The sequence below is a fragment of the Acidiphilium multivorum AIU301 genome (assembly GCF_000202835.1).
GTDB classification, from domain to species: domain Bacteria; phylum Pseudomonadota; class Alphaproteobacteria; order Acetobacterales; family Acetobacteraceae; genus Acidiphilium; species Acidiphilium multivorum.
In genome coordinates this window covers 568,731-595,469 of record NC_015186.1, presented here as the reverse complement: position 1 = coordinate 595,469, position 26,739 = coordinate 568,731, and the positions used below count along the sequence as shown (strand labels likewise).

General features: G+C 63.5%; 30 protein-coding genes. 18 read left to right on the top strand and 12 right to left on the bottom strand.

Annotated elements, in window-relative coordinates:
- Nucleotides 1–44 precede the first annotated feature (44 nt).
- The 5 genes from ACMV_RS02590 to ACMV_RS02570 are packed head-to-tail and all read left to right on the top strand — an operon-like array spanning nt 45 to nt 3,662.
- Complete coding sequence (locus ACMV_RS02590) at nt 45–770, top strand: lipid-binding SYLF domain-containing protein (protein WP_231844469.1); 726 nt, start codon at nt 45–47, stop codon at nt 768–770.
- A 38-nt stretch (nt 771–808) separates the two neighbouring features.
- Nucleotides 809–1,285, top strand: coding sequence for a YcgN family cysteine cluster protein (locus ACMV_RS02585; protein ID WP_013639461.1), 477 nt, complete (start codon nt 809–811; stop codon nt 1,283–1,285).
- Between the two features lie 8 nt (nt 1,286–1,293).
- Entirely contained in the window at nt 1,294–2,019 is a 726-nt protein-coding gene (locus ACMV_RS02580; RefSeq protein ID WP_013639460.1) for a M48 family metallopeptidase, read from the top strand.
- A 41-nt stretch (nt 2,020–2,060) separates the two neighbouring features.
- Complete coding sequence (locus tag ACMV_RS02575) at nt 2,061–3,068, top strand: zinc-binding alcohol dehydrogenase family protein (protein ID WP_007422300.1); 1,008 nt, start codon at nt 2,061–2,063, stop codon at nt 3,066–3,068.
- Nucleotides 3,069–3,662 (top strand): Maf family protein, encoded by a 594-nt coding sequence (locus tag ACMV_RS02570; protein ID WP_013639459.1) that lies wholly within the window; start codon nt 3,069–3,071, stop codon nt 3,660–3,662. It begins immediately after the preceding gene.
- Here ACMV_RS02570 and ACMV_RS02565 read toward each other — a convergent pair.
- Nucleotides 3,638–3,991: an accessory factor UbiK family protein gene (locus tag ACMV_RS02565; RefSeq protein WP_013639458.1), complete on the bottom strand. Its 354-nt coding sequence runs from the start codon at nt 3,989–3,991 to the stop codon at nt 3,638–3,640. The genes ACMV_RS02570 and ACMV_RS02565 overlap by 25 nt on opposite strands.
- Before the next feature lie 59 nt (nt 3,992–4,050).
- On the opposite strand from ACMV_RS02565, the gene rfaD reads away from it, so the two are divergent.
- Genes rfaD through ACMV_RS02540 form a run of 5 tightly spaced genes read left to right on the top strand, consistent with a single transcriptional unit; the run spans nt 4,051 to nt 8,501 of the window.
- Nucleotides 4,051–5,031 carry an ADP-glyceromanno-heptose 6-epimerase gene (gene rfaD / locus ACMV_RS02560; protein ID WP_007422303.1) on the top strand — a complete coding sequence of 327 codons (981 nt, stop codon included), beginning with the start codon at nt 4,051–4,053 and terminating at the stop codon, nt 5,029–5,031.
- A complete protein-coding gene (gene lgt / locus ACMV_RS02555; protein WP_007422304.1) occupies nt 5,028–5,858 on the top strand; it encodes a prolipoprotein diacylglyceryl transferase in 831 nt (276 codons plus the stop codon). The genes rfaD and lgt overlap by 4 nt, the downstream gene beginning before the upstream one ends.
- Nucleotides 5,855–6,829: a class I SAM-dependent methyltransferase gene (locus ACMV_RS02550; protein WP_013639457.1), complete on the top strand. Its 975-nt coding sequence runs from the start codon at nt 5,855–5,857 to the stop codon at nt 6,827–6,829. Before lgt ends, ACMV_RS02550 begins: the two co-directional genes overlap by 4 nt.
- Nucleotides 6,826–7,569 carry a peptidoglycan editing factor PgeF gene (pgeF, locus tag ACMV_RS02545; RefSeq protein WP_013639456.1) on the top strand — a complete coding sequence of 248 codons (744 nt, stop codon included), beginning with the start codon at nt 6,826–6,828 and terminating at the stop codon, nt 7,567–7,569. Before ACMV_RS02550 ends, pgeF begins: the two co-directional genes overlap by 4 nt.
- Nucleotides 7,566–8,501, top strand: a complete 936-nt coding sequence (locus ACMV_RS02540; protein ID WP_013639455.1) for a hypothetical protein — start codon at nt 7,566–7,568, stop codon at nt 8,499–8,501. Before pgeF ends, ACMV_RS02540 begins: the two co-directional genes overlap by 4 nt.
- On the opposite strand, the gene ACMV_RS02535 is transcribed toward ACMV_RS02540, so the two are convergent.
- Nucleotides 8,431–10,647: a Hint domain-containing protein gene (locus ACMV_RS02535; RefSeq protein ID WP_013639454.1), complete on the bottom strand. Its 2,217-nt coding sequence runs from the start codon at nt 10,645–10,647 to the stop codon at nt 8,431–8,433. The genes ACMV_RS02540 and ACMV_RS02535 overlap by 71 nt on opposite strands.
- A 96-nt stretch (nt 10,648–10,743) precedes the next feature.
- Nucleotides 10,744–12,648: an excinuclease ABC subunit UvrC gene (uvrC, locus tag ACMV_RS02530; RefSeq protein ID WP_013639453.1), complete on the bottom strand. Its 1,905-nt coding sequence runs from the start codon at nt 12,646–12,648 to the stop codon at nt 10,744–10,746.
- 393 nt (nt 12,649–13,041) lie between these two features.
- Between uvrC and ACMV_RS02525 the strand changes: the two genes are divergently transcribed.
- The 6 genes from ACMV_RS02525 to ACMV_RS02500 all read left to right on the top strand — a co-directional run bounded on the left by ACMV_RS02525 (nt 13,042) and on the right by ACMV_RS02500 (nt 18,043).
- Entirely contained in the window at nt 13,042–14,433 is a 1,392-nt protein-coding gene (locus ACMV_RS02525) for a leucyl aminopeptidase family protein (RefSeq protein ID WP_013639452.1), read from the top strand.
- A gap of 219 nt (nt 14,434–14,652) precedes the next feature.
- Entirely contained in the window at nt 14,653–15,042 is a 390-nt protein-coding gene (locus ACMV_RS02520) for a MarR family transcriptional regulator (RefSeq protein ID WP_007422310.1), read from the top strand.
- Between the two features lie 18 nt (nt 15,043–15,060).
- On the top strand, nt 15,061–15,681 hold the full coding sequence (locus tag ACMV_RS02515; protein WP_011941513.1) for a LolA family protein: 621 nt from the start codon (nt 15,061–15,063) through the stop codon (nt 15,679–15,681).
- A 94-nt stretch (nt 15,682–15,775) separates the two neighbouring features.
- The gene (locus tag ACMV_RS02510) at nt 15,776–16,531 is read left to right on the top strand and encodes a gamma-glutamyl-gamma-aminobutyrate hydrolase family protein (protein WP_007422312.1); all 756 of its coding nucleotides are present in this window, start codon (nt 15,776–15,778) and stop codon (nt 16,529–16,531) included.
- A gap of 28 nt (nt 16,532–16,559) precedes the next feature.
- Complete coding sequence (locus tag ACMV_RS02505; protein WP_007422313.1) at nt 16,560–17,243, top strand: fumarylacetoacetate hydrolase family protein; 684 nt, start codon at nt 16,560–16,562, stop codon at nt 17,241–17,243.
- Nucleotides 17,240–18,043: an exodeoxyribonuclease III gene (locus ACMV_RS02500; RefSeq protein WP_013639451.1), complete on the top strand. Its 804-nt coding sequence runs from the start codon at nt 17,240–17,242 to the stop codon at nt 18,041–18,043. The genes ACMV_RS02505 and ACMV_RS02500 overlap by 4 nt, the downstream gene beginning before the upstream one ends.
- Here the strand turns inward: ACMV_RS02500 and ACMV_RS21385 are convergent.
- From ACMV_RS21385 to def, 5 genes are all read right to left on the bottom strand, one after another.
- Nucleotides 18,010–18,666, bottom strand: a complete 657-nt coding sequence (locus ACMV_RS21385) for a phosphorylase family protein (RefSeq protein ID WP_231844468.1) — start codon at nt 18,664–18,666, stop codon at nt 18,010–18,012. The two genes, ACMV_RS02500 and ACMV_RS21385, sit on opposite strands and share 34 nt — an antisense overlap.
- A gap of 16 nt (nt 18,667–18,682) precedes the next feature.
- Nucleotides 18,683–19,222, bottom strand: coding sequence for a translation initiation factor IF-3 (infC, locus tag ACMV_RS02490; RefSeq protein WP_035185014.1), 540 nt, complete (start codon nt 19,220–19,222; stop codon nt 18,683–18,685).
- 103 nt (nt 19,223–19,325) lie between these two features.
- Entirely contained in the window at nt 19,326–20,093 is a 768-nt protein-coding gene (truA, locus tag ACMV_RS02485; RefSeq protein ID WP_007422317.1) for a tRNA pseudouridine(38-40) synthase TruA, read from the bottom strand.
- Complete coding sequence (gene fmt, locus ACMV_RS02480; RefSeq protein ID WP_013639449.1) at nt 20,090–20,995, bottom strand: methionyl-tRNA formyltransferase; 906 nt, start codon at nt 20,993–20,995, stop codon at nt 20,090–20,092. Before fmt ends, truA begins: the two co-directional genes overlap by 4 nt.
- Complete coding sequence (gene def / locus ACMV_RS02475) at nt 20,995–21,561, bottom strand: peptide deformylase (RefSeq protein ID WP_007422319.1); 567 nt, start codon at nt 21,559–21,561, stop codon at nt 20,995–20,997. The genes fmt and def overlap by 1 nt, the downstream gene beginning before the upstream one ends.
- Nucleotides 21,562–21,677: 116 nt before the next feature.
- Here def and ACMV_RS02470 point away from each other — a divergent pair, with 116 nt between their 5' ends.
- Together ACMV_RS02470 and ACMV_RS02465 are read left to right on the top strand one after the other, a co-directional pair.
- Nucleotides 21,678–22,181, top strand: a complete 504-nt coding sequence (locus tag ACMV_RS02470; RefSeq protein ID WP_007422320.1) for an Hsp20 family protein — start codon at nt 21,678–21,680, stop codon at nt 22,179–22,181.
- 1 nt (nt 22,182) lies between these two features.
- On the top strand, nt 22,183–22,440 hold the full coding sequence (locus tag ACMV_RS02465; RefSeq protein ID WP_007422321.1) for a DUF1150 family protein: 258 nt from the start codon (nt 22,183–22,185) through the stop codon (nt 22,438–22,440).
- A 59-nt stretch (nt 22,441–22,499) separates the two neighbouring features.
- Here the strand turns inward: ACMV_RS02465 and msrA are convergent, their stop codons facing one another.
- From msrA to radA, 4 genes are all read right to left on the bottom strand, one after another.
- Nucleotides 22,500–23,177, bottom strand: a complete 678-nt coding sequence (gene msrA / locus ACMV_RS02460; protein ID WP_013639447.1) for a peptide-methionine (S)-S-oxide reductase MsrA — start codon at nt 23,175–23,177, stop codon at nt 22,500–22,502.
- A gap of 24 nt (nt 23,178–23,201) precedes the next feature.
- Nucleotides 23,202–24,683, bottom strand: coding sequence for an amidophosphoribosyltransferase (gene purF, locus ACMV_RS02455; protein WP_007422323.1), 1,482 nt, complete (start codon nt 24,681–24,683; stop codon nt 23,202–23,204).
- An 80-nt stretch (nt 24,684–24,763) separates the two neighbouring features.
- Nucleotides 24,764–25,327 (bottom strand): CvpA family protein, encoded by a 564-nt coding sequence (locus tag ACMV_RS02450; protein WP_013639446.1) that lies wholly within the window; start codon nt 25,325–25,327, stop codon nt 24,764–24,766.
- Entirely contained in the window at nt 25,327–26,727 is a 1,401-nt protein-coding gene (gene radA / locus ACMV_RS02445) for a DNA repair protein RadA (protein WP_011941505.1), read from the bottom strand. Before radA ends, ACMV_RS02450 begins: the two co-directional genes overlap by 1 nt.
- Nucleotides 26,728–26,739: the final 12 nt, after the last annotated feature.

Sequence of the window (26,739 nt, the reverse complement as noted above, 5' to 3'; positions counted from 1 at the left end):
GGCCAAATCAATTCCCCAGATCGTTCAGACGGAGACGGTTGATGATGAAACATAATGACGTGGTTCGCGGCGTCGCTCGCGGAACGACCAGGGTTGGCATCGCAGCGCTGCTGCTCGCGATTCCGCTTGCCTCCTGCGCATCGGACGCGGGAACGCCGAATGCGGCACAGGAACTCGTCGACCGGTCGACGCTCACCATCGAGACCATGCTGGGGTCGGGCACTGCGTCCGCCGGCCAGGCGACTCAGCTGCTACGCAACGCAAAGGCCGTCGTCGTTTGTCCAAGGATCTTCAAGGCCGGATTCTTCGTTGGCGGCGAAGGCGGGAGTTGCGTTCTCGTGTCGCGCGCGGCGGGCGGCTCCTGGTCTGATCCGGCATTCTACACCATGGGCAGCGGCAGCTTCGGCCTGCAGATCGGCGCCCAGGACGCCGAGGTCATCATGCTGCTGATGAACAACACCGCACTGAACGCGTTCCTCAACAGCCAGTTCAAGATTGGCGCCGATGCCGGCGTATCGGTGGCAACCCTCGGCGCCGGCATTGGCGGTTCCAGTGGCACCGCCCTCGGCGCCGATATCGTGACCTTCGCCAAGTCCCGCGGACTTTATGGCGGGATATCCTTGTCAGGCTCGGTTTTCTCGAATGACGCGGCACTCGACCAGCAATATTACGGCCAGACGGTCGGCCCGCGGCAGATTGTTGTGAACATGACGGTCAACAACGCAGGGGCCAATCCGCTTCGCGCCATGCTCGCCAAATACGGCGGATAATGCTTTTCCGGCACGTCCCGCCGGGCTAGGCTGTTGTCATGTCGAAAGCTGGCAACGCACCGTTCTGGCGCACGAAACGCCTCGAAGAGATGACCCCGTCGGAATGGGAGTCCCTTTGCGACGGGTGCGGCCGCTGCTGCCTGCACAAGCTGCGGGACGAGGAAACGAATGAACTTGCGTTCACCAATGTCTCGTGCCGCCTGCTGGATACGGCAACGGGACGATGCCGAAATTATGAAAACCGGCTTCGCGAGGTGCCTGACTGTTCGGCGCTCACGCCGGAGCTTGTCACCGCCATCGACTGGCTGCCGCCATCCTGCGCGTATCGGCTGATTGCCGAAGGCAAGGATTTGCCGGATTGGCACCCGCTGCTGACGGGTGATCCGGAAAGCACATTTCGTGCAGGCGCGTCGGTTGCGGGACGGGTGCGAAGCGAGACCTCGGTGCATCACCTTGAGGACCATATCGTGAACTGGCCGGCCCGTTGGCCGCGCGCCAGGTGCCACGCCGGATAGGAGCCAACGTGCCGGTCGTCCCGTTCGATGTCGAACCACATGACGGGGCCGAACCCGTAGTGATCGGCGGATTGCAGACATCGATTTTATGGCGACGGAGCGCCCGCGCGCGGCGGATCGCCCTGCGAATCGACCCTCAGGGCGGACGGATCGTGATCACGCTGCCGCCTCGCGGATCGCGGAAAGCGGGCCTGGCGCTGCTCCGCGGCCATGAGATATGGGTTGCCGAACGTCTTGCCGCCCTGCCCGCTCCGGTCATCATCGCGGATGGCAACGAAATCCCGATTTTCGGACGGCCTCACCGGATCATCCATGACCCGTCTCTGCGCGGTGGTGCAATCATCGAACGGGCCGCCATACGGATCGGCGGTCATCCGGAGTTCCTGGCCCGGCGCGTGAGGGATGCGTTGCACGACCTCGCGTTGCGGGAACTGTCGGCCCAGGCGCGCGACAAGGCCGCACATGTCGGCGTCCGCCCCGCGGCCATCCGGGTCAAGGACACCAGGACGCGATGGGGCAGTTGCGCGGCGAACGGGACCCTGATGTTTTCATGGCGCCTGATCATGGCGCCGTCTTTCGTTCAGGACTATGTCGTTGCGCACGAAGCGGCGCATCTGCGCCACATGAATCATGGCCCGGATTTCTGGCGGCTTGCCGAGATGCTGACGCCGCACCGGGTCGCGGCAACATCCTGGCTCGCCGCTGAGGGGCCTGGATTGTTGCGGATTTCCTGAAACGGGCACGGATCTTCCGTCCCCAAAGATGAGGCCAACTCATGAAAGCTGTCGCCTTCACTCACTCTCTGCCAGTCACTGCCGACGAGGCGCTGATCGATATCGAGGCACCCGATCCCGTATTGCGGACTCACGACGTTCTCGTCGAGGTTCGCGCCGTGTCGGTGAACCCGGTAGACACCAAGATCCGGCGGCGTAACGAACCGCTCGGCGAGCCCCGCATCCTCGGCTTCGATGCCGCTGGAATCGTGCGCTCGGTTGGTCCCGGCGTCACGCGCTTCGGCATCGGCGACGAGGTCTTCTACGCCGGCTCCGTTGACCGCCAGGGCAGCAACGCCCAGTTCCACGCAGTCGATGAGCGGATCATCGCCCGCAAGCCGCGCTCGCTGAGCTTCGCCGAAGCCGCAGCCCTGCCGCTGACGACACTCACAGCATGGGAAATGCTCTTCGACCGGTTTTCCATCCCGCGCGACCGCGTGCATCACGATACGTTGCTGATTGTCGGCGGCGCAGGCGGCGTCGGCTCGATGGCGATCCAGCTTGCCTGCCAGTTGACGGGACTCGTCGTGGTCGCGACGGCCTCACGGCCGGAAACCATCAACTGGTGCTCATCTCTCGGCGCGCATCACGTGATCAATCACCACCATCCGCTGGCGCACCAGCTCGAGACATGCGAAGTGAGCGCGCCAAGCTACATATTCTGCACCAACCACGTCGAACGGCACTGGCGCGAATTGTGCCATGTGCTTGCCCCGGAAGGGCGGATCGGGCTCATCGAATCGACGGGGCCGCTTGATATGAACGAAATCTTCAACAAGTCGGCCTCGGTGCACACCGAATACATGTTCGCGCGCTCGCTGCATCAGACGACGCAGATGATCGAACAGCATCACATCCTGCAATCGGTGAGCCGGCTCGTCGACCAAGGTGTCCTCCGCACGACGATGACCGAGAATTACGGCCCGATCACGGCCGCCAATCTGCGCCGTGCCCACGCGGCGGTCGAAAGCGGAACCACACGCGGGAAGATCGTGCTCGAGGGATTCTGAGTGCGGGTGATTCTCGCCAGCACCTCGGTCACCCGGCAGTCGATGCTGAAGGCGGCCGGTGTGCTGGCGGATACCGAGTCATCGGGGGTCGATGAAGCGCCCATCAAGCGCGCCGGCACGCTCGCCGGCCAGTCGGCTGCGGTGGTTGCGGCCAGGCTTGCCCGGGAGAAGGCTCTCGCGGTGTCTGCCCGTCATCCCGATGCGGTCGTGATCGGCGCCGATCAGATGCTGGATTGCGAAGGCACATGGTTTGACAAGCCCGCCGACCGGGAGGAGGCCGCCGAAACCCTGCACCGGCTTTCCGGCCGGACGCACCGGCTCGAGACCAGCATTGCCTGCGTCCGTGACGGCGAAGTGACGTGGTTTCACGGCGAGGCGCCGAGGCTGACCATGCGGCCTCTCTCGGACGCCTTCATTACCGCCTATCTAGCCGCCGAGGGCGAGGCCGCACTGCACTCGGTCGGCGCCTATCGCCTTGAGGGGCCGGGCATTCAACTTTTCGAGCGGATCGAGGGGGATTTCTTCACGATCCTCGGCCTGCCCCTGCTGCCGCTGCTTGGCTATCTGCGTCAGATCGGCGCATTGCCATCCTGATCCGGGACCGCCAGCGGACCCGATGCCGGTGCCGACGGGGTGGCCGAGGCGCCGGCATCGGGTCCGACAGGGCGTGGAGCCGCCGGAATTACCATGTCCTCAAAATGCGCAACACGGGAGGCAAGAGCTTCGGATTCCGCACGCGCCCTGACCGCAAGCTCCATCACCGCATCGAATTCCTCGCGCCTGACAAGGTCGAGCCGCCGGATCGCCTCGTCGACCCGCGCCCGCACCAGGGCTGAGATTTCGTCGCGCAGGCCGCTGGCCGCCGAGAGCGCGCCGCCGGCAAGGCCTGCCAGATCATCAAAAAACCGCGGTCTCTCGGTCATGCCAATTCTCCTGCAGAGTGGTGATGACGGATCATCTCCGCCTCTCTATAAACGCCTCCATGATACTGGTCACGGGCGGAGCGGGTTTCATCGGCTCCAATCTCCACGCAGCACTGCACGAACGCGATCTGAACGTCGTCATTGTCGACAAGCTCCGCACAACGGGGAAATGGCGCAACCTGCGCGCTCACCCACCGGCGATGATCGTTGAACCGCGTGAACTCGGCGATTTCCTCGCCAGCCAGCCGCCACTCGACGCGGTGATCCATCTCGGCGCGATCAGCGAAACGACCGCCATCGATGGCGATCTGGTCTGGCAGTCGAATGTTGCCCTGAGCCAGATGTTATGGCGCTGGTGCGCGGCGCAGCGGTTGCCCTTCATCTATGCATCGTCGGCCTCGACCTATGGCGACGGTTCGGCAGGCTTTGACGATGACAATGACCTCGCGGCACTGCGAAGGTTGCGGCCGCTGAACCTGTATGGGTGGTCCAAACACGCTTTCGACTTGTGGGTGGCCGGCGAATGCGCGGCGGGCCGACCCCGACCGCCGCAGTGGGCCGGCCTGAAATTCTTCAACGTCTACGGACCCAATGAATATCACAAGGGCCGCATGATCTCGGTCGTCAAGGTGAAGTTCGACGAGGTCGCTTCCGGCAGCCCGGCCCGCCTGTTTCGGTCTGACCGGGCTGATATAGCGGACGGCCAGCAGGCGCGCGATTTCATCTGGGTGGACGATGTTGTCGCCGCGATCCTCTTCCTGCTCGATCATCCCGAGGTGAGCGGGCTGTTCAACCTCGGCACCGGCACCGCGCGCAGCTATGTCGATCTCGCCCGCGCAGTCTGCTCTGCATGTGGCGTCGGCGAGCGGATCGAATTCGTTCCGATGCCGGAGAGTCTGGTCGGGCAATATCAATCCTTCACCGAGGCTCGGATGGACCGCTTGCGCGCGGCCGGCTTCGACCGTCCCTTCACGCCCCTCGAACAGGGCGTCGAGGCCTATATCAGGAACTTCCTCAGCCGGCCGGATCAGTACCGATGAAAAACGTTTATGTCTGGCCGCATTTCGATCCGATTCTTGTCCGGTTCGGACCATTCGCCATCCATTACTATGCGCTGGCCTATATCACCGCGTTGGTGCTTGGCTGGCGGCTGATGCGCCGCCTCGTGCGCGAGGCGCCGGTCGTCGCAACCCACGAGCAGGTGGACGATTTCCTGTCCTGGGCAACTCTCGGCGTCGTCCTCGGCGGTCGGCTCGGTTATATTCTGTTCTATCAGCCGGTCTATTTTCTCGATCATCTGAACCGGACCTATGCCGTGTGGGATGGCGGGATGAGTTTCCACGGCGGCATGCTGGGTGTGGCGGTCGCAATCCTGATCTATTGCCGCCGGCATGGCATCGACCCGTGGCGTTTCGGCGACCGCGTCGCCGTGCCGGTGCCGATCGGCCTGTTTCTCGGCCGCATTGCCAATTTCGTGAACGGCGAACTTTGGGGACGCCCCGCGCCAGCCTGGTTTCCGTTCCGCATGATCTATCCCGAATCCGGGTCGGACGTGCCGCGCTACCCATCCGAACTGATCGAAGCCACGCTCGAGGGGCTCGTGCTGTTCATCGTTCTGCTCATTGCCTCCCGCAACGAGCGGATCCGCAGCCAGCCCGGCTATCTCGGCGGCATGTTCGTCATGGGCTACGGCATTGCCCGCACGACCGCCGAATGTTTCCGACAGCCGGACTGGTTTCTCGGCTACCTCATGTTCGGGCTGACCATGGGACAGTTGCTGTCGATCCCGATGATCGTGATCGGCGCGACGATGATCTGGCGCGCGAAATACGTCGCTCGCCGCCAGGGCGCCCTCGCCACCGCATGATCGAGCGGCTTGACGCCTTCATGGCCCGCGCCAATGCCGCTTACTACGCGAGCCGCGATCCGTTTGTGGATTTCGTGACAGCACCGGAAATCAGCCAGGTTTTCGGTGAGCTGCTCGGCCTGTGGGTTGCCATGGCCTGGAGCATGCTCGGCAGCCCGGCCCCCTTTGCTCTGGTCGAGGCCGGGCCGGGCCGCGGTCATCTGATGACCGACGCGCTCCGCGCGGCAAAGCGGGCCATGCCCGCGTTCGTCGAAGCCGCCGACATTCATCTGATCGAAACCTCGCCCCGACTGATCGGGCTGCTGAAAGACAGGCTGCCACAGGCGATGTTCCACGCCGATCTGTCGACAATCCCGGATCAATCGATCATCCTTCTCGCCAACGAATTTCTTGATGCCCTGCCGATCCGCCAGTTCGTCCGGCGCGGTCCGGCATGGCGCGAGCGTTACGTCGCCGATGGTGCTTTCGTCGAGGCATCCGCGGAGACGGCTCTGCCCGATGCGCCGGAGGGAACGGTCATCGAGCGGAACGAGACCGCAGAGGCCTTCGTGGCCGCCCTTGCCTCGCGTATCTCCCGCCGTGGCGGCAGCGCACTTCTGATCGACTACGGCCATGAAGGCGGCGCTACCGGCGAGTCCCTCCAGGCGATCATGGATGGCCAGCCGGCCGATCCGCTCGCCGAACCAGGCCGGCGGGATCTCACCGCCCATGTCGATTTTAGCCGTCTGGCCATGGCGGCCCGCAACGCGGGGGCCGAGATCCGAGGGCCAGCGGCGCAGGGTGCGTTCCTCGCAGCCTTGGGGATTCATGAACGCACTGCCCAACTCGGTCATCATGCGGGACAGGACGATGCGCTGCGCCTGCTGGCCGCAACACGGCGGCTGACCTCCCCTGAGGCTATGGGGAGCCTGTTCCGTGTGATGGCCATCTGCCCACGAGGGATGGAGCCACTTCCAGGATTTGGGGCATGATTTCGTTCGTCACCGCTTCGCTCGATGTTCCTCACGGGTTCTTCACCCGCGCGGGCGGCGTGTCTCCGGGGCCTTATGCAAGCCTAAATTGCGGCCGGTCCGGGCAGGACGATCCTGCCAACGTCGCGGAGAACCGCGCCCGCGCCGTCATGGCCATCGGCGGCCATCGCGACCGTCTGGCCGGACTGCGACAGGTTCACGGGGCGGTTGCCGTCACCTCCCCCGATCCGGAGGGGCCGTTCCACGAAGCCGACGCCATGGTGACCGACCAGCCGGGCCTCGCCCTGGGAATCATCACCGCAGATTGCGCTCCCGTGCTCTTCAGTTCCGCCGATGGCAGGATCGTAGGCGCGGCCCATGCCGGCTGGCGTGGTGCCGCCGCTGGCGTTCTCGAGCAGACCGCCGCTCTGATGCGCCGGATGGGCGCTTCAAAGATTGTCGCAGCAATCGGTCCCTGCATCCACAGGGAGAGCTATGAGGTGGGATTGGACATGAGAACGGCAGTGCTCGCCAGCGGCGCTGAAAGCGAATGTTTTTTCTCGGCCGGTCGTCCGGGCCATTGGCACTTCGACCTTCCGGGTTATTGCGCCGCGCGCCTGGCGATGGTGGGCATCGACGCGGCGATCCTGCCGCACGATACGCTCAGCGATGAAACCGCATTTTTCTCCCACCGCCGCCGAACCCTGCGCGGCGAAGGCGCGGGCGGCCACCAGATCTCGATCATCATGGTGCGGTCATGAGGCGGCGGCTGCTCGTTGCGCTGCCGTTGCTGCTGGCAGGCTGCGGAACGCTTCCCCAGCCTCTTCTGGGGAAGCCCGGGGCGATGGGCGCCCGCCTGGCGGTGCCGCCACCGCCGGTCCTCATCGTCCCTCCGCCGCCGGATGCGCTCCTTGGCAACCGCGCTGCCGATGCCTACGCGCACGATCTTGCCAAAGCGCTTGTCGACCGGAATGTGCCCAGCATCGTCCGCCCGGCGCGTCCCTATGACTGGCAACTGGAAGCAACGGCGCGCACAGCGAATGCGACGGTCATTCCCGGCTTCCGGATCATCGGTCCCGGTCACAAGGAATATGGCCACCTGACAGGCGCCGAAGTGAGCGGAGCCGCCTGGGCCGCGGGGGATCCCGCAACGCTCAGGCAGGCAGCGGATGCGGCGGCGCCCGGCCTCGTGAAACAGCTTTCCGCGATCAATGCCGCCGTGCAGCAAAGCAATCCGGCGTCTCTTGAAAACCGCCCTCCCCGCGTCAGGCTCATTCGCGTGACCGGAGCGCCGGGTGATGGCAACCATGCCCTGAAACTCGATGTCTCCCGGGATCTGCCGAAACTCGGTGTGGTCATGGTCGACCACACGGCCGACGCCGATTTCCTGATCGACGGCGTCGTGAAGGTAAGCCCGGCCAACAAGGACGGCAAACCGGGCGGAAGCGACCTGGTCGAACTTGACTGGACAGTCCGGAACCGGCGCGGCGGATTCATCGGCAAGGTCTCCCAGCTTCACGATCTGAAGCCGAGCGAAATGACACCCTACTGGGGCGACGTTGCCGCCGCCGCGGCCAGTCAGGCGGCGCTAGGCCTGCGGCAGGTCATTCGCAACGCGACACTCAAGCACGATGCCTTACCGAAACACCGCAAGACGGAGCCGGCACATCCCACACCGGCGCAACAGCCCTGACGGTGAAGGCCAGTTCGCGGGCGCCAGCCGCGTCCATCGTCGCGGTCCCGTCGGTCCAGCGGAACCAGCCATCTCCCGCATGTTCGGGACCATGAAATCCCCGGCCAAAGAATGGTGCCGCGATGTCAACCGGATCGCCGTCCAGCACAGCGTCGCATATGGCGATCCCAAGCCACCGCCAGTCCTCCGAAGCCGGGTCAAGTTCTGCCGGGCGAGAGGCGGTTGACAGCAGTTTGAGGTCGCAAGGCGCGGGCGGCAACCGGTAAATCCGGTGCCGGTCCGCCGACCAGACAGGCGCCACTGTCTTTCCATCTGCAACGACCTGGAAGTTTCCTGCCTTCTGGCGAATGCCACGTGAGGCAACCCGGTATTGCAGACCCGCCCGGATCCGCGCGAGATCCGGGCCACCGTCGACAACCGGCGCATAGAGGCGGCCGGGGTCGCGCGCCAGAGCCCCGAAGTCCGGGAACAGCGAAATGGTGGCGTCGCCATCCTCGAACTGGAAACGATTCCCGCAATCGAGATAGGTCTCCGCCGGCAGCATCTCGGCCAGAACAACGTCGTGGCTTTCCAGTTCGACATGATAATAGGTCACGGTCGGCACCGTTACCTGCCGGATGGACAGGCCGTTGATCAAACGTTTGATCTCGACCAGTGAACCGTCGATCCAGATTGCATGATCGGGCGAGAGATACAGGTCACGGCAGGGTTGCCCGACACCGAAGGCATCTTTTTCGATCAGCACGGGCAACACCGATTCCGGCACAGGATGCCGGCGACAATCAATCCGCCGCCGGCCGCGCCAGGCAATCTGCCGGACCTCTCCACGCAGCGTGATCACCTCATCCCCCTCGGAAAGGGTTTCTACTGGCCGCAGGCCCGAAGGCGTCAGCAGGCGTGTGCCGTGGCGGAAACAAGGCACAACGACCTCGAAAGTCTTCGGGTTCGTGCCGCCGATCGCCACGACGGCAAGTGGTCCAGGCGCCGTTGCAAACGTCACGTAAAGGGGTGCCAGACCGTTATTCAGGGTCAGGACATTACCCGCAACCGTTCCGCTCAGTTGCTGCGACGCGCCAAATCCGGTGATGTCGATCGTATCACCCGGCGTGAATCCTTCGACGGTACCGGAGAACGGATGCGACTGGTTGAACTGCATGAACGAGCCGGGCGCGTTGAAGTCGATTGTCGTACCGGCGGCAACGGTGTTTGCGAAATCGACAAAACCGCCCGCGAGGTCGATCACTCCGGAGCCGGAAACCGCCGCTCCGAAATCGATCGCATCTCCAGCCTGCACGAGAAGTGTTCCGTCATTCCGGAAGGACGACGATATCGTCGAGATGCCCGCAAGATCCCACGTTGCTCCCGCCGCGATCGAAATCGTATTGAACTGCACGAATTCCTGCGTTGGATTGACGAAGGTGCCTTCCGTCGTCCCGCCAAACACGAGATCGGCGACCTGCCCGCCGATGGCGGCGCCGTCGAACGTGGCGCCCGGCAGAACAGTCAGGGTATCGGTTACCGTCATCACGGCTCCGCCAGTGAAGGAAATCGCCGGGCCGGAACTGGCACTCACCAAGCCGCCCTGGACGATGTCCACATAATTCTGGCCGATGGGAACCAGAATGCCAGTCGAGCCGCCAACGGTCCCGAAATTATCGAAACTGGCGACATTGCCGAGAACCACGCCCGCGGACCCGCCTTCGATCACCCCTCCCGCCTCATTGATGGCTACCGCCGCGCCGATCTGAAGACCGATTCCGGCGTTCCCCGCAGAGATCAGGCCGGCATTCAGCAGAGTGCTTCCCGTCACGCCGCCACTCAGCTTCACCGCATCGCCAGAGGCACTCGCGAGGGTTCCGCTGGCCTCGTTCTGGATGTCGAAAGCACGACCCGACGTGGACAACACGGCATCGCTCGCGGCGGTCACCAGGCCATGATTGTCGATTTGACCGCCTGCAAGAAGCAGAACTCCTCCGTCATCTGATGCGGCGATTGTCCCGGTCACGTCGATTGTCCACGTCAGGGGCGCCACGAGGGCATTTCCCCCAGCCACGTCGATGATGCCTTCGATGGCCACCGGGTCGGCATACTGCGCTGACGATAGGGTAACCCCGGAGAGCACGGTGCCGCTGATCGTGTCTGACATGACCACTCCTTAAGGTGCATCAAATGCAAAATACAACTCTATGGTTGTATTTAACATTAAACCTTAAGTTGTGTCGATGAAATTTTTAACCCGCCGTCAATCTTTCCGGATTCCTCCTGCGGGAAGATCGTCAAATCGAGCATCCGGGTTGAAATAGCCGTAAATCAGTCGGGCCGTCGTCCGGTTTATGCCGGAGACAGCTTCCAGATCCTTCAATCCGGCCTGGCGCACGCCCCGTGCCGAACCGAAATGATTGAGCAGGGCCTTCTTTCGCGCCGATCCGATACCAGGAATGCCATCTAGCTCACTCGTGGTGATTTTGCGGCTGCGACTCGCTCGATGGGTCGTGATCGCATAGCGGTGCGCCTCGTCGCGCAACCTCTGGAGAAAATAAAGCACGGGGTCACGGGGCGGCAGTTGAAAGGGAGAACGGTCCGGCAGATGAAACCATTCACGCCCCGCGTCACGATCGGGCCCCTTGGCGATCGCGACCAGCGGAACATCGCTTACCCCGAGTTCGTCCAGTACCGCGCGCGCCGCCGATAATTGCCCGGCGCCGCCATCTATCACGACAAGATCCGGCCAGGTGCCATCTTCACGCGACGGGTCTTCGGCCGTCGCCCGGACAAAGCGACGCGTCAGCACCTCGCGCATCATTGCGAAATCGTCGCCCGGCGTGATCGGCCCCTTGATCGAGAAGCGCCGATAAGCCGGTTTGATGAAGCCCTCGGGACCGGCAACGATCATCACACCATAGGCATTGGTGCCCATGATGTGAGAGTTGTCGTAAACCTCGATCCGTTCCGGATTTCCCTCAAGACCGAACAGAGCGGCCGTCGCCGCAAGCAGTTTTTCCTGCCCCGCGGACTCCGCCAGCTTTCGCTCGAGTGCTTCCCGGGCATTGGTTGCCGCGTGCTCGACGACATGGCGCTTCTCACCGCGCTGCGGCACGGCAAGTTCAACCTTGTACCCTGCCTTGAGACCAAGCGCATCCTTGAGCAGGTCGGCCTGGGGGACGGTGTTGCTGAGCAAAATGAGAGGAGGCGGAGTCTTGTCGTCATAAAACTGGGCAATGAACGCACCGAGTACATCGCCCGGCGTCGCTCCCTGGGCCTGGGTGGGAAAGAAACTCCGGTTGCCATAATTCCGCCCGCCTCGGATGAAGAAGACCTGAAGACAGGACTGACCCGCCGCCTGATGGATCGCGATCACATCGGCATCGCCAACACTTTCGGGGTTGATCACGTCACCGCCGCGAATGTGGGCAAGGCCACGGATGCGATCCCGGATCGCCGCCGCACGCTCGTATTCCATGACGTCCGCGGCAGCTGCCATTGCGGCGGCCAGATCGTGCTGCACCGTCCCCGCGCGGCCGGACAGAAAATCACTCGCCTGGCGGACCAGCGCCCCATAGGCCTCGGCATCGATGCGCCCGACGCACGGAGCCGAGCATCGCTTGATCTGGAACAGGAGGCAGGGCCGCGTGCGATTGGCGAAGACCGTATCGGGGCATGTACGGAGCAAAAAGACACGCTGCAGCGCCTGGATCGTCTGGTTCACCGACCACGCCGAAGCGAACGGCCCCCAGTAGCGCCCCTTGCGCACTTGTGCGCCGCGGTGCTTCGCGAGTTGGGGAAAATCCCCATCCTCCGTGATCACCAACCAGGGATAGGATTTGTCATCCCTCAGCAGGATATTATATTTAGGCTTTAACCGCTTGATCAGATTGGCTTCAAGAAGCAGCGCCTCAGCTTCCGTATGGGTGGTGATGATCTCGACGGTGGAGGTTTCCGACACCATGCGCCGCAACCGTTCGGGCAAACGTGCGATCTGCGTATAGGTCGTGACTCTTTTCTTCAGGCTACGCGCCTTGCCGACATAAAGCGCGTTTCCGGAGAGATCGAGCATCCGGTATACGCCAGGCGCCGCCGGCATGGAGACGAGCGCGCCTGAGATCACTTCAATCCCCTTTGGCGCGGGTCGCTGCGTATCACTCATCATCCTGGTCCATTAGCACCGAAAGGTTGTGGATAAGTCTGTGCATGGTTTGCAAGAATGGAGATGTGACTGACCAGTCAACCCCTCTCAGGAAATTTACGGCCCGATCCGATGATCTCTCTAAGTCTCTGATATTAAAACATTCCAGAATTGCCAAAAGTAAAAAAAAGAGGCCTGTGGAAGATGACATCGGAGTTATATGCGTCACATCCAGGAGTGGACAACTTTCCGAACGAAATGATCCAATGTTTTCAGCCTGCTGCGACCGGGCATTCAGGCTTCGATCGATGTCGGTCAAGAGTTGCCGATCACCTGCGGTTTCCGGCATTCTCGCACCGGATTTGCGGCTCAGCAACGACGTGACCGATACGCCTATTATAACGTGCGGAAACCATGATGATTCTCACTCCTGATCCCCAGACATCACATTCCGGCCCCAGACTACCGATCCGGGCGCTGCGTCCGGATGCCGTGGAACCGTTTCTCGCCACCGCAGATACGCCGACCGCAGCATCTGTCCGCATGCAGGGATTTACGGGGCAGGCCTCTGCGGTGGTTCTCCTACACGGCCCGAATGGCTGTTCGGGTGCATTGCTCGGGCTTGGCGACCGACCTACCCAGGCCACGTTCGGCGATTTGCACGCGAAGTTGCCGCCGGGCGCCGAATGGTCGCTGCTGCCAGGCGACTACGATCCTGGCCAGGCATGGCTTGGAATTGCCCTGGGTACCTACCGATTCGAGCGGTTTCGTAGGCCGCGGCCTCCTCTGCCTCGGATTTCGGTCGACCACGCGCCCGACCGGGCCCGGCACCTCGCGTCCGCGATCTGCTTCGCGCGCGACCTCATCAATACACCAGCCAATCATCTCGGCCCTTCCGATCTAGCCGATGCGGGAACCACCCTGGCGGAACGCTACGGCGCCGCCGTCAGGCGAATCAGAGGCGCGGAACTTGAAGACGGATATCCCGCGGTGCACGCGGTGGGCGCCGGTTCAGAGCGCCCACCGGAGGTCCTGCAGTTCAACTGGGGCAGCGACAGTTCTCATCCGCTGATCTCGCTTTGCGGCAAGGGAGTTTGTTTTGATTCCGGCGGTTACGACCTCAAGCCGAGCGCCGCAATGTTACGGATGAAGAAGGATATGGGCGGCGCCGCAATTACCCTCGGAGTCGCGCAGGCCGTGATGGCGCTGAATCTTCCGGTTCGGCTCGATGTGCGGATCGGCTGCGTTGAGAACAGCGTGTCCGGACACGCGATGCGCCCCCTCGACATCATCCGCACGCGCGCGGGCCTGAATGTGGAGGTAGGCAACACCGACGCCGAGGGCCGACTGGTCCTGGCCGACCTGCTAGCCGACGCAGCCGACGCAAAGCCCCATTGGCTGATCGATTTCGCGACGCTGACGGGGGCGGCCCGCGTTGCCCTCGGGCCGGATCTGCCGGCACTTTTCTCGAATGATGATGCGCTCGCCAATGGGCTCTTAGCGGCGGGCACGGCCGCCGATGATCCGCTCTGGCGCCTGCCGTTATGGCAAGGTTACGAATCCTGGCTAGACAGCCCAACCGCTGACCTGAATTCGGTCGCCTCGAAGCCGTTCGCCGGGGCGATCATCGCAGCTCTGTTCCTGCGCCGCTTCGTCCCCTCCGGAACGCCCTGGGCACATATCGACACCTACGCGTGGAACGACTCTACCAGAGCGGGAAAGCCTGAGGGCGGCGAGGCGCAGGCCCTTCATGCCACTTTTGGCGCCATCGAAGCCCTTGCCAGCGTATCGACCACGAAACGGCCTTGATAATGACCTATGAATTAAGGCAAATATTCGGCAATGGAATTGCAATGTTTTCATGTTTCAATGTCTTGTGCGTAAGCTTCAGGATTCATAATTGATCTCAGGTTGTCCTCCTGAGACAAGGCTGCACGTAATTCGATCGTCCCTTTTTGGGAGGCCTGAGACCGCCAGTTCCCTCTGGTGATCATGAGCGTCAGACAACCGGAGAGGAGAAAAAGTTGCATGGGCCAGCAAATGAATTCTGAGGAGCTCGTCGGGGTTCTACGAGACACGATCGTTGCTCTGGTGAGACGTGAGGGGGTCGACCTGTCGGCACGACAGCTCGGCGTATTCCTCACTTGTTATCTGAATGATGACGCTCACACCGTCCGCGGGCTTGCGAGCGAACTCAACGTGTCGAAGCCCGCCATCACCCGGGCCCTCGACCGTCTGTCCGATCTCGACCTCGCCCGCCGGAAGGTCGATCCGTCGGATCGCCGCAGCGTTCTGGTGCAGCGCACGACCAAAGGTTCGGCTTTTCTGCGGGAAATCCGTAGCGTCATGACCGAGGTGACAAGTGACGGACGCAGCCGTCCGGAGCAGACGAGCCGCCGTTCGGTCGCGGCAAACTGAGTGGAATACGGGAACGGAATGATTGCCAGAAGAGCTTTGCTGGGCATTGCCGCAACCTGCGTTGCGGCATCCTTTTCCCCTGCGTGGTCGGCCCCCCTTTCGTCCGGCCACACACAGCAGGTCCTGGGTAAAGTTCTCGATTACCTGAACAGCCTGAAGACCGTCACCGCCCGCTTCATGCAGGTTGGCCCCGATGGTTCCGTCCGAACCGGCACCGCCATCGTGCAGCGCCCTGGGAAAATGCGGTTCGAATATGACAAGCCGGACCCTCAACTGCTCGTCGCGGGCTTCGGGTTGCTTGTGTATCACGATCCGCAGCTGGACCAGACAACCAACATTCCGCTGTCGTCCACGCCTCTCGGCATCCTCCTCGCCAAGCACATAACCTTCGGCGGCGATGTCAAGCTCCTGCGCGTCTCGACGCCACCAGGGGAAATCCAGGTCACGCTGACGCGGGCGGGCAGGGAAGCGCAGGGCCACATCACCCTCGTCTTCTCGACCAATCCGATCGAGTTGCGGCAATGGCGGCTTACCGACGCTCAAGACCGCGTGACCCAGGTCAGCTTGTACGACCTGAAGCCGGCCGCACCGTTCCCCGACAAAACCTTCGAATTCGTTCCCGGCTACAACACGAACTGAACCCGTGGAAGCCCAGGCGGCAACCACGGCCGCAACTCTGGCAGTCCCCAGCGCGATGCTGACACGGCGTTCCGGATTTGCGAGAAAGTCGAGCATGATATCGCGGTCATCGAAACTGATCGGCATTTCCTGTTGCCGAAAGCTCTTCGGCGTTTTCGGAATGCTCAATCATGCGGCCTCGGACACATATGTCCGGGCCGTCGACTTGGTCATCGGTGGCGTCCCTGTTCTGATTCCGGCCAATGGCGACCGTTCGCATGTCGACACCCTGCTTGACCGGCTGGACGGGCTGATCCTGACCGGTAGCCGCAGCAATGTGGCGGCGGTGTTCTACGGCGGCCCACCGCAACCGCCGGACGACGCGCCCGAGGATCCGGAACGAGACCGCGTGACGTTGCCGCTTGTCCGTGGCGCGGTCGCAAGGGGCCTGCCGGTTCTGGCCATCTGCCGCGGCCTCCAGGAACTGAATGTCGCCCTCGGCGGCACGTTGCATCAGCGGTTGCAGGATCTGCCTGGGCGCATCGACCATTCGACGCCGATGCAGCCACACGCCCCGGTGCGAACCGGAAAGGCCCATCACGTCACGTTGCGCTCCGGCGGACGTCTCGCCCGGATCGTGGAAAGCAACCTTCTCTCCGTCAACTCCCTTCACAATCAGGGAATCGACCGGCTGGCCCCCGGCCTGCTGGTCGAGGCCCGCGCCACGGATGGAACCATTGAAGCGGTGACAGGGACCGGTCCGGGCTATCTGGTCGGTGTGCAATGGCATCCGGAATATGATTTCGAACATGATGCGGCATCCCGCCGCATTTTCGAGAGCTTCGGGGCCGCCGTGAACAAGGCGGTCTGATCAGTCACAACAAAGGCAGGAACAGAATATGTCCGAATTCGTGATCGCACCGCCGGCAATACCGGCTGTTCCCGTTGCAGGCGGTGGGCTCTTCCCGGTCCGACGCATCTTCTGTGTCGGCCGCAACTACGCGGCGCACACGCGGGAAATGGGGGGCGATCCGAATCGCGAGCCGCCGTTCTTCTTCACCAAACCCGCCGATGCGATTGCGCTGGGCGACAGCGTCCCCTTCCCTTCGGCAACGCAGAACCTTCATCACGAGATGGAACTCGTCGTGGCGCTGGGCGCAGGCGGCCGGGATATCCCGTCCGACGCGGCGCTGGCCCATATCTATGGCTATGCGGCCGGCGTGGATCTGACCCGCCGGGATCTGCAGGACGAAGCAAAGTCGCTTCGCCGTCCGTGGGACATGAGCAAGGGTTTCGATCTCTCTGCGCCGATCAGCCTCATTGTTCCGGCCGCACGAATTGGTCATCCTGCTGCTGGCCGCATCTCCCTCGCGGTGAATGGCGAGCGGCGCCAGAACGGCGATCTGTCCGACATGATCTGGCCGGTCGCCGACATTATCTCGTTCCTCTCGTCCCTCGTGGAACTGAAGCCGGGCGATCTGATCTATACCGGCACGCCCGATGGCGTCGGCCAGATCCAACCAGGCGACCGCGTTTACGGCGTCATTGATGGCGTCGGCGAACTGGAATTCACCCTCGCATGACCGCTCTGACCGTCGCGACCTGGAACATAAATTCGGTTCGACTCCGTCGGGATCTGCTGCACAGTCTCATGGACCAGGCCGCGCCCGATATCGTTTGCCTGCAGGAAACCAAGGTCCCCGACGACCTTTTCCCGGAAGACCTCGGCACGGCACTCGGTCTGCCTCATGTGCTCAAACGCGGCATGAAAGGTTATAACGGCGTTGCGATCCTCTCCCGCCTTCCGCTTACAGCGGTCGAGGATACGCCCGACTGGTGCATGAAATCGGACTGCCGGCACATTGCCGCGCGAATCGATACCGGAACCGATCCGCTTGTGCTGCACAATTTCTACGTCCCTGCCGGCGGCGATATCCCTGATCGGGCAGAGAACCCGAAATATGGGCACAAGCTCGATTTCATTGCGGAAGCCCGCGACCACTTCGCAATGAACCGCCCGCATCGCACCATGCTGGTGGGTGATCTGAATATCGCGCCGCTGGAAAACGATGTCTGGAGCCACAAGCAGTTATTGAACGTCGTTAGCCATACGCCGCCGGAAACCGAGGGTCTGAACGCCTGGCGGACCGAAGGTTTCATCGACGCCATCCGGCATTTCGTCCCCGATGACCAGAAGCTTTTCACCTGGTGGTCTTATCGGAACAGGGACTGGCGGGCCTCCAACAGGGGCCGGCGACTCGATCACATCTGGGTCTCGACGGACCTGATCGGCAATCTGGCGCGCCATGCCATTCTTCAGGACGCTCGGGACTGGGAACGCGGTTCCGATCACGTCCCGGTGGTGTTGGCCCTCGACCTGTAGAACTCGAGCGCGCGCTGCAGAGTCCGGCGCGCGGCGGCGGCTTCACGGCCCAGCGCGATCAGATCCGGGATCTGCGCGGGCCGGCGGAAAACGCTTTTCAGGACCTGTTCGATGGAGATTCGGCCGTCGGGACCGAGCGCCACGAGGGCAGCCGGCGGCAAACGCCGTCGCGCTGGATCGGCAATCGCGCGCAATACGGCAAAATCCAGACCGTACTCGGCGGCAACACGCGCAACGGCCGCTGATTCGAGATCGATCGCGGCAGCTCCGGTCGACGCGAACAGCACCCGCTTGTGTTCAGGGGTCACGGCCACGCTCCCGCCACCGATCAGGGCATCCACAGTCGCCCCCCCCAACATCTCCGTCAGCCGGAGCTCGCAAGAATACGTAGCCTTTTGTGAATCAAGGACCTTTCGCGGCACAAGAAGCGTTCCCGCCGCAAGGCCCGGATCCAGTCCTCCGGCAAGACCAAAGCTGATCAGCGCCGAAACCGCTTTGTCCTGAGCCAGAGTTCGGGCAGCATGCAGGGCACCGTCAGGAGTTCCGCCGCCGACAACCACCCTGGCTCTTACCCCACGCAGCAGGGCGGCTTCCGCAGTCAGTCCAGTCACAAAACCCAGCATGACGCTGCGCGGGTGCTCAGCGCGGGCTGAGCACCATGATCATCTGACGGTTTTCCATCTTCGGCATCTGCTCGACCTTGGTATCGGTTTCCATATCGAGTCGGATGCGCTCGAGCACCTTCACGCCGAGTTCCTGATGCGCCATTTCACGCCCGCGGAACCGCAGCGTGACCTTCACCTTGTCCCCATCGCCGATAAAGCTCTTCATGGCGCGCAGCTTCACCTGATAATCGTTCTCGTCGATGTTCGGGCGGACCTTGATCTCCTTGATCTCGATCACTTTCTGCTTCTTGCGCGCCTCGTTCTTTTTCTTCTGCTGCTCGTACTTGAACTTGCCATAATCGAGCAGCTTGCAGACCGGCGGGTCCGCGTTCGGGCTGATTTCAACGAGGTCCAGTCCCACCTCGCCGGCGCGGCGCTGCGCCTCTCTGGTGCTCATCACACCCAGCATTTCACCATCCTGGTCGATGAGACGGACCTGGGGCACACGAATGTCTTCATTGACGCGCGGGCCTTCGCGGCTGGGCGGGCTCGGCGGAACGGGTAGTCTGGCTATGTCGCTCTCCTGTCGTTGTGGAAGAAACGCGAATACGAGATCTTCGCTCTAGACGATATCGGGCTGTCAAGGCAACAGAACAAGCGCCATCCCCATCGGGGGGTCAGTTCCGCGGGAACGGATCAACCTCGTAGCGGACCGCGACCAGCACCAGCCCATCCGGCGGTGCGGTCGGCCCCGCCGCCGAACGATCTCGCGCCGCGAGCGCCTCGGCCACGCGACCGACGCGCCAGCGCCCCTCACCCACCAGCTTGAGTGTTCCAACCATGTTCCGCACCTGGTGGTGAAGAAAACTGCGTGCCTCCGCCTCGATCACGACCGTTTCGCCGTCCCGCCGGACATCGAGCCGATCGAGCGTGCGCAGCGGCGAATTCGCCTGGCACGAGCTGGCCCGGAAACTGGTGAAATCGTGGCGTCCCAGCAGCGACTGGGCCGCTTCGTGCATGGCCGGAGCATCGAGCGGCGCCTTCACGTGCCAGACGAACCCATCCCGCAGGGCCGGCCGGGCGGATCGATTAAGAATCAAATAGCGATAGGCCCGCCCGATCGCCGAAAATCGCGGACTCCACGCCGCCGACGGCGCAGGCGCCGCCTCGATTACCGCCACCGCGTGCGGCTTCATGTGGAAATTCAGCGCTTCGCGTACCGCCCGCGCATCGAGCCGGTCCGGTAGTTCCAGCGCCGCGACCTGTCCAGCGGCATGAACACCGGCATCGGTGCGGCCAGCAACCACGCTGTCAGGCACATCGCCGCCACATAGCCGGGATGCGGCCGTCTCCAGCACTTCCTGCACCGACAGCCCGTTCTCCTGGCGCTGCCAGCCCACAAAGCCCCGGCCGTCATATTCGAGCCTGAGCGCCCAGCGCCTCACCCCAGACGCGTCCCGATGGCGACCGGATGGCCGCGCAGGAACGCCTCGGCCGGCATTGCGGCCCGCCCCGCGCGCTGAACAAGAGTCGGCCGTATCGCAGCATCGCCGCAGGCAATGGCCAGGCGGTCATCAAGCACCGTTCCCGGTTCGCCCTGCCCCGCCGCCGGTTCGGCGCGGATAATCTTGAGCGCCTCGCCGTCGAGCCGCGTCTCCGTTCCCGGCCAGGGCCAGAATGCCCGAATCCGCCGCAGAATCACTGCGGCAGATGCCGACCAGTCAATCTCCGCGTCCGCCTTCGAGAGTTTCGGAGCATAGGTCACCCCCGCCTCCGGTTGCGGCACAGGCGGAAAATTCCCGTCAAGCACCTTGATGACCAGCGCGGCACCCAGATCGGCGAGCCGGTCAAGCAGATCCACCGTTGTATCCTCAGGGCCGATCGGCACCGCTTCGGCCAGCAGCGTCGCCCCGGTGTCGAGCCCCTCATCCATCTGCATGATGGTCACGCCGGTCTGCGCATCCCCCGCAAGAATCGCGGCATGGATCGGCGCGGCTCCACGCCAGCGCGGCAGCAGACTCGCGTGGATATTGATGCAGCCGCGTCGCGGGGCGACCAGCATGTCCGCTGGAAGAATCTGTCCATAGGCGGCGACGACTGCGGCATCGAGGTCGAGCGCGCGGAAATAGGCCCGCTCGGCATCATCCCGGCGCAGGCGCTCCGGCGTCCGCACCGTCAGGCCGAGCGCCTCCGCAGCCTCATGAACCGGGCATTTGTGAATGCGATGGCCCCGCCCGACCGGTCGCGGCGGCTGGCAATAGACCGCGACGATATCATGGCCCGCCGCATGCAGCGCCCGCAGCGCCGGCACCGCGAATCCAGGCGATCCCATGAACGCGAGACGCATCAGCGTGCCGGCTTCCGCGCGGCCTTTTCGCGCAGATCCTTCGCGAGCTTGCGCAGGATCATGTTCCGTTTGAGCGCCGACAGATGATCGACGAACAGGACCCCGTCGAGATGATCGATCTCGTGCTGGATGCAGGCCGCCAGCAACCCGTCGGCATCGATCGTTCGCTTCTTGCCGTCCTCGTCCTCGAATGCCACGCTGATCTGCCCCGGCCGGATCACCTCGGCATACTGACCCGGCAGCGACAGGCAGCCCTCCTCGCGCGAGACGAGTTCTTCGCTCCGCGCCGTGATCTCGGGATTGATCATGACCATCGGCTGCTTCTGGTCGTCCGGCGCCAGATCCATCACCACCAGACGCAGCGACACGCCGATCTGCGGCGCAGCGAGGCCGATACCCGGCGCGCGGTACATCGCTGCGAACATCCGCGGCACCAGTTCCGCCACGTCGTCACGGTCCGCGCCGACCACACGGCGCGCTTTCATCCGCAGCCGCTTGTCGGGAACAATCAGGATCTCCGGGATTCCGGCATCCGCAATATCGGTCGTCGCACTCATGGCCGGCATGTAGCCCCGCCGCCGCGCCCGATCAATCGGTACTTGCAATGGACGCGATTTATGCCCATTTCGGAGGTGCGAAACGCCGTCCGGGTTTCGCTTGTCTCGCTCGAAAGGAGGAGGCTTTGACAACTCGCGTTTTTACTTCGCCCTTGTTTCTGGGCTTTGATCATCTTGAACAGGTGATCGAACGTGCCGCCAAGACGTCGTCGGAAGGGTATCCGCCCTACAACATCGAGCAACTCAGCTCGACAAGCCTGCGGATCACCATCGCCGTTGCCGGTTTCACGATGGACGATCTCCAGATCACGCAGGAAGACAACCAGCTGGTGATCCGGGGCCGCCAGAACGACGACATGCAGGGGCGTATCTTCCTGCATCGCGGAATAGCCGCGCGTCAGTTCCAGCGGGCTTTCGTTCTCGCGGAAGGTATCGAGGTCAAGGGCGCCTGGCTCGATAACGGGCTCCTGCATATCGACCTCGCCCGGCCATTGCCGGAAGCGAAGATCCGCACGATCGCCATCAAGAAGGGAGCAGGCGGCCAAAACGGCGCCAGCTCAGCACGCACGCTCGACAGTGATGCAGTTGCGTCGCGCATCGTTGGGCGTGAACTTCAGGAGGGTTCCTGACATGAACATCAAGACCCATGACGGTATCGCCGAAGACGCGCCGTTCCAGGCGTTTCTCGATCCGCATCAGATCACCGAGGCCCAGCTCGCCGAACTCGGACTCGAGGAAATCGCCTATGTCCGCCCGATCATGACACCGAACGGACCGGCCTTCGGCGTCTTCGCCGCCAACGGCGTGCCTATGGCCGTCGCAGCCGACAACAGCGTTGCCCGTGCCGCGATCGTCCAGCACGAACTGGCGCCAGTCTCGGTTCACTGAACCAAGCGCCGCAGTCTGCCGGCCTGAAATGATACCTCAGGTTTTCAATCGGCAGGTTTTCAATCGGCGGGCATGACACCAGCGGGACAGGTCACTCCTGTCCCGCCAAGCCCGCAATAACCGTCAGGGTTCTTGGCCAGATATTGCTGGTGATAGGCTTCGGCGAAAAAGAACGTCGGCGCGGGGAGGATTTCTGTCGTGATTCTGCCGAAACCGGCCTCGGACAGCACGTTCTGATACGCGTCGCGGGACAACTCGGCGAGGCGAAGCTGTTCGTCGGACAAGGCGTAGATCGCCGAGCGATACTGCGTGCCAATGTCACCACCCTGGCGCATGCCCTGCGTCGGGTCATGGTTTTGCCAGAACAGCTTCAACAGGTTCTGATATGAGGTTGCCCGCGGATCGAACACGACCAGCACGACCTCGGCATGGCCCGTGCGACCGGAACACACCTCCTCATAGGTGGGGTTCGGCGTAAATCCGCCAGCATAGCCGACGGCCGTGACCAGCACGCCCGGCGCTTGCCAGAACTTGCGTTCCGCGCCCCAGAAACAGCCAAGACCGAAGATCGCGACTTCCGATCCTGGCGGATAGGGCTCTGCGAGCCGCGCGCCGCTGACGTAGTGGAATTCCGGAATCGGCATCGGCGTCGCCCGCCCCGGCAGCGCCTCACCGGCTGTCGGCATCCGTGTCTTCATCGCGCTCATAATCGCCCTGATCTGATCCACCAGCGTCATGCACCATGCTCCGGCGCAACCTTGTCAGGCCAGTTCGGCCAGCAGCGAGAGTTGCGCGTCCCGCGGCTCGGCGTGGTCGGTCAACGGAATGGGATAATCACCGCTGAAGCAGGCATCGCAATAGGCCGGGTCAGCGGCGTCGCGCCCCTGGTGGCCAAGCGCGCGATACAGCCCGTCGATCGAGATGAACGCCAGGCTGTCCACGCCGATCAGCGCGGCCATCTCGGCTTCGCTGTTGCGGGCGGCAAGCAGCTTGCCGCGCTCGGGCGTGTCGATGCCATAGAAGCAGGAATGCGTTGTCGGGGGCGAGGAAATCCGCATATGCACTTCGCGCGCCCCTGCCGCGCGCACCATCTCGACGATCTTCTTCGACGTCGTGCCGCGCACGATCGAATCGTCCACCAGCACGACGCGCTTGCCCTCGAGCGCCGGCCGGTTCGCCGAATGCTTGAGCCGCACGCCGAGATGGCGGATCTGATCGGTCGGCTCGATAAAGGTCCGCCCGACATAATGGTTACGGATAATGCCCAGTTCGAAGGGAATGCCGCTCCGCTCGGCATAACCCATCGCCGCCGGCACGCCAGAATCCGGAACCGGGACGATCAGGTCGGCTTCCACCGGCGATTCCTGCGCCAGTTCGCTGCCTATGCGCTTGCGCGCGGCATAGACCGACATGCCGTCGACGATCGAATCAGGACGCGCGAAGTAGATATATTCGAACACGCAGAAGCGCGGCTTCTGCGGCACGAACGGCTTGAGGCTCCGCACCCCGCCGCGGTCGATCGCAACGATCTCGCCAGGCTCGATATCGCGCACGAACTCGGCGCCGACCATCTCCAGCGCGCAGCTTTCCGATGCCAGCACCCAGCCCGGCCCGCTTCCATCGGCACCGTGCGTGCGGCCGAGGATCAAAGGCCGGACCCCAAGCGGATCCCTCACGCCAATCAGCATGTCATTGGTCAGGGCAACCAGCGAGTACGCACCCTGGACCTGCTTGAGCGCGTCGATCAGACGGTCGAGCACTGTCGCATAGAGGCTGATCGCGATCAGATGAACGAAAACCTCCGAGTCGGTCGTCGACTGGAACAGACAGCCCCGCCGCACCAGGGCGCGCTTCAGCGTATGGGCATTGGTCAGGTTGCCATTATGGCCGACAGCCAGACCACCGAACTCGAATTCGGCGAACAATGGCTGCACATTACGCAGCAGCGTTGCGCCGGTCGTCGCATAGCGGTTGTGTCCGATCGCCCGCGTGCCAGGCAAACCCGCCATGACCTTGGCATCGCCGTAATTGTCACCGACCAGGCCAATCCCCTTGTGCGCGTGAAAACGCACCCCGTCATGGGTGACGATGCCTGTCGCCTCCTGGCCGCGATGCTGGAGCGCGTGCAGACCAAGCGCCGTGATCGCCGCCGCATCGGTGACGTTCCAGACGCCAACGACGCCACACTCCTCGTGCAGCTTGTCATCGTCGTCGCGAATGACTGGATTTTCGGATTGTGTCACGCCGCCTGATCCCCTTGCGACCGGAAACTGTCACATAATGCCTAGGTTCGGCCCTGTCGAGGATCGAACCATGCCCAACCTTACTGGCTGGGTCCTATTCCGCCTGCGGCGGAACTGACCGGCGCAGCGGCCGGCGCCGCCGCAGGGCCGATCCTGTCGACGTGCGGCCGGTAGGCCGCCGGCAGGAACGCCACCAGGAAAGCCGATCCGTTCTCCGCATAGGTGAGGAATTTCGCCCGCCGGATCGCCGACGGCCATTCGGATGGCTGGAGAAAGATCGAAAGGGCGATATAGGCGAGACAGACGATCACCGCCCCGCGCACGAGGCCGAACGCGAGCCCCAGCGTGCGATCGACGCCTGAAAGCACCGAATCCCGCACCATCGAACCAAGCCATGCGCTCAGGATCGACAGGACGATCAGAACAACGATGAACACGATCCCGATCGACACCGGCAGAACCAGTTTGGGGTTTCCCACAATGCCGGTGATCTGGGGTTCGACCAGCGGGTAAGAGACGAAAGCAGCCAGGCCCGCGCCAATCCAGGCGCCGATGCCCAGCACCTCGCGCACAAAGCCACGGGCCAGCGCCAGTAGGCCGGACAAAAGAACGACACCGATCGCGATACCGTCAGCCCAGGTCATCACGCCTCCTCCCCATTGCCGGTCACTGCGCCCATGGCCGCGACAAGATCGCTCAGATGCCCGTATTCCGCGAGAACCATCCCCTCCGGCGCCGACAGCCGCCTCGTCCCGCCGGCGACACGACGCGGTAGGGCCGCCCGGCCGAAGCCGAGCTTCGCCGCCTCCTTGAGCCGCAATTCCACCTGCGCCACCTGCCGCAATTCGCCCGACAATCCGATCTCGCCGAAAAACACCGTCTCCGGATCGGCGGGCACGCCGCTCGCGGCGGAGATCAGCGCGGCGGCCACGGCGAGGTCCGCGGCCGGTTCCGAGACGCGCAACCCGCCGGCGACATTGAGATAGACGTCATGCCCGCCCAGTTTCAGGCCGCAGCGCGCATCGAGCACCGCCAGCAGCATCGACAGCCGCCCCTGGTCCCAGCCGATCACCGAGCGCCGCGCCGAGCCCGCGCCATTGGCGGAGAGCAGCGCCTGCACCTCCATCAGCACCGGGCGCGATCCTTCAAGGCCGGCAAACACCGCGCTGCCGGTCACGTTGCCATGCCGCTCGGCAAGAAACAGGGCCGAAGGGTTCGCCACCTCGGCCAGCCCCCGTCCGGTCATCTCGAAGACGCCGATCTCGTCGGTCGCGCCGAACCGGTTTTTTGCTCCGCGCAGGATCCGGAACTGGTGGCCGCGATCACCTTCGAAGTGCAGCACCACATCCACCATGTGCTCCAGCACGCGCGGTCCGGCGAGCGCGCCCTCCTTGGTCACATGGCCAACGAGCATCAGCGCGAATCCCTGCGTCTTCGCGGCCTGGATCAGGGCGAAGGCATTGGCGCGCACCTGGCTGACCGTACCGGGCGCAGACTCGACTGTCTCGTCCCAGATCGTCTGGATACTGTCGATCACGACCAGCGCCGCGTCTCGTTCGGCGCGCAATGACCCCAGAATATCGGCCAGCACCGTTGCCGAAGCCAGATTGACCGGCGCCGTCTTGAGATCGAGCCGTTCGGCGCGAAGCCTGATCTGCGCGACCGACTCCTCGCCCGACACATACAGCACCCGCCGCCCGGAAGCGGCAAGCCGGGCCGCCGCCTGCAACAGGAGCGTCGATTTCCCGATTCCCGGATCGCCGCCGACAAGAATGGCAGAGGCCGGCACCATGCCACCGCCGAGCACACGATCGAACTCCTCGATTCCGAGCGGAATCCGCGGCGGCGGCGGCGTCTCCCCGGCCAGACCGACGAAATCGATCCCCCGCCCGGCCTGAACCGCCGCCTTGCGTCCGGTGCCGGTGGGCACGACCGCCTGCGGCTCGAGCGTGTTCCATGCGCCGCAGGCCTCGCACCTTCCGGCCCATTTCGGCGCCACGGCACCGCACTCATTGCAGACAAAACGGGTGGCACTCTTCGCCATTCAGGCTGCCGC

Coding starts and splice junctions, on each gene's coding strand:
- ACMV_RS02590 (WP_231844469.1), top strand. CDS start 45: ATGAAACATAATGACGTGGTTCGCGGCGTCGCTCGCGGAACGACCAGG.
- ACMV_RS02585 (WP_013639461.1), top strand. CDS start 809: ATGTCGAAAGCTGGCAACGCACCGTTCTGGCGCACGAAACGCCTCGAA.
- ACMV_RS02575 (WP_007422300.1), top strand. CDS start 2,061: ATGAAAGCTGTCGCCTTCACTCACTCTCTGCCAGTCACTGCCGACGAG.
- ACMV_RS02565 (WP_013639458.1), bottom strand. CDS start 3,991: ATGACCGAGAGACCGCGGTTTTTTGATGATCTGGCAGGCCTTGCCGGC.
- rfaD (WP_007422303.1), top strand. CDS start 4,051: ATGATACTGGTCACGGGCGGAGCGGGTTTCATCGGCTCCAATCTCCAC.
- lgt (WP_007422304.1), top strand. CDS start 5,028: ATGAAAAACGTTTATGTCTGGCCGCATTTCGATCCGATTCTTGTCCGG.
- ACMV_RS02550 (WP_013639457.1), top strand. CDS start 5,855: ATGATCGAGCGGCTTGACGCCTTCATGGCCCGCGCCAATGCCGCTTAC.
- pgeF (WP_013639456.1), top strand. CDS start 6,826: ATGATTTCGTTCGTCACCGCTTCGCTCGATGTTCCTCACGGGTTCTTC.
- ACMV_RS02540 (WP_013639455.1), top strand. CDS start 7,566: ATGAGGCGGCGGCTGCTCGTTGCGCTGCCGTTGCTGCTGGCAGGCTGC.
- ACMV_RS02535 (WP_013639454.1), bottom strand. CDS start 10,647: ATGTCAGACACGATCAGCGGCACCGTGCTCTCCGGGGTTACCCTATCG.
- uvrC (WP_013639453.1), bottom strand. CDS start 12,648: ATGATGAGTGATACGCAGCGACCCGCGCCAAAGGGGATTGAAGTGATC.
- ACMV_RS02525 (WP_013639452.1), top strand. CDS start 13,042: ATGATTCTCACTCCTGATCCCCAGACATCACATTCCGGCCCCAGACTA.
- ACMV_RS02520 (WP_007422310.1), top strand. CDS start 14,653: ATGGGCCAGCAAATGAATTCTGAGGAGCTCGTCGGGGTTCTACGAGAC.
- ACMV_RS02515 (WP_011941513.1), top strand. CDS start 15,061: ATGATTGCCAGAAGAGCTTTGCTGGGCATTGCCGCAACCTGCGTTGCG.
- ACMV_RS02510 (WP_007422312.1), top strand. CDS start 15,776: ATGATATCGCGGTCATCGAAACTGATCGGCATTTCCTGTTGCCGAAAG.
- ACMV_RS02505 (WP_007422313.1), top strand. CDS start 16,560: ATGTCCGAATTCGTGATCGCACCGCCGGCAATACCGGCTGTTCCCGTT.
- ACMV_RS02500 (WP_013639451.1), top strand. CDS start 17,240: ATGACCGCTCTGACCGTCGCGACCTGGAACATAAATTCGGTTCGACTC.
- ACMV_RS21385 (WP_231844468.1), bottom strand. CDS start 18,666: ATGCTGGGTTTTGTGACTGGACTGACTGCGGAAGCCGCCCTGCTGCGT.
- fmt (WP_013639449.1), bottom strand. CDS start 20,995: ATGCGTCTCGCGTTCATGGGATCGCCTGGATTCGCGGTGCCGGCGCTG.
- def (WP_007422319.1), bottom strand. CDS start 21,561: ATGCCGGCCATGAGTGCGACGACCGATATTGCGGATGCCGGAATCCCG.
- ACMV_RS02465 (WP_007422321.1), top strand. CDS start 22,183: ATGAACATCAAGACCCATGACGGTATCGCCGAAGACGCGCCGTTCCAG.
- msrA (WP_013639447.1), bottom strand. CDS start 23,177: ATGACGCTGGTGGATCAGATCAGGGCGATTATGAGCGCGATGAAGACA.
- ACMV_RS02450 (WP_013639446.1), bottom strand. CDS start 25,327: ATGACCTGGGCTGACGGTATCGCGATCGGTGTCGTTCTTTTGTCCGGC.
- radA (WP_011941505.1), bottom strand. CDS start 26,727: ATGGCGAAGAGTGCCACCCGTTTTGTCTGCAATGAGTGCGGTGCCGTG.